Source organism: Actinomadura fulvescens (assembly GCF_039533225.1).
Taxonomy (GTDB): domain Bacteria; phylum Actinomycetota; class Actinomycetes; order Streptosporangiales; family Streptosporangiaceae; genus Spirillospora; species Spirillospora fulvescens.
The window spans coordinates 1-920 of record NZ_BAAATD010000054.1; the positions used below are offsets into that span (position 1 = coordinate 1).

A 920-nucleotide genomic window follows, 5' to 3' on the forward strand; every position below is an offset into this window, starting at 1 on the left:
GGGCGGTCCTGGGTCAGTTCGTCCAGGACCAGCGCGCCGGCGACCTTGGGACGTAGCACGGCGCGGATCCGGTCGTCGGTGAGGTCGACCAGCGGATCGTCGTCCAGGTGCATGGCCGAGTGGACGACGCCGCGGACCGGGTGACCATCGTCGTCCAGCTCGCGCAGGATCTGCCGCATGGCGTCGAGGTCCGCGACGTCGGTGGCGTAGGCCCGCGCGTGGACTCCCTGGGCGGCCAGCTCCTCCAGCAGGCCGGATGCTCCTGGGGTGGCCGCGCCCCGGCGGCCGACCAGGGCCAGGTGGCGGGCGCCGCGGTCGGCCAGCCAGCGGGCCGTGGTCGCGCCGAACCCGCTCAGCCCTCCGGTGACCAGGTAGGTGCCGCCGGGGTCCAGCCGCGGCGCCACGTGCCGGGGCTGGACGGGCACGGGCTCCTCGCGCGGATCGAGCGAGATGACGATCTTCCCGATGTGCCGGGAATGGCGCATCATCGTGAACGCGTCAGCGACGCGCGCCGCGGGGTAGACGGTGTGCGGCAGTGGCGGCACCCTGCTGTTCTGGATGAACGGGACGATGTCGGCCCCCGCGGCGGCGGCACGTTGCGGGTCCTTGGCCTGCAGCGTGCCGACGTCGACGCCGAAGAACGAGATGTTGTCGCCGAACGGGTAGAGCAGCAGCGGCTTGTTCTCGAAGATGTCGCGTTTGCCCAGTTCGATGAAGCGTCCACCGTGGCGCAGGGCCTCCAGGCCGCGCGCGATGGCCTCGCCCGCCAGGGAGTTGAGCACGACGTCCACGCCGTGCCCGCCGGTCAGGTCCTTGATCTGCTCGGCGAAGTGCAGGCTCCGTGAGTCGAGCACGTGGTCCGCACCCCACGCGCGCAGCAGGTCACGCCTGAGCGGGGTACCGGCCGTCGCGATCACGCG

The 920-nt window shown here is 72.3% G+C and carries 1 protein-coding gene; it reads right to left on the reverse strand.

Annotated features, from left to right (window positions below):
- A partial coding sequence (locus ABD333_RS47385) for an SDR family NAD(P)-dependent oxidoreductase (protein WP_344549504.1) occupies positions 1-920 on the reverse strand: 920 nt, incomplete at both ends.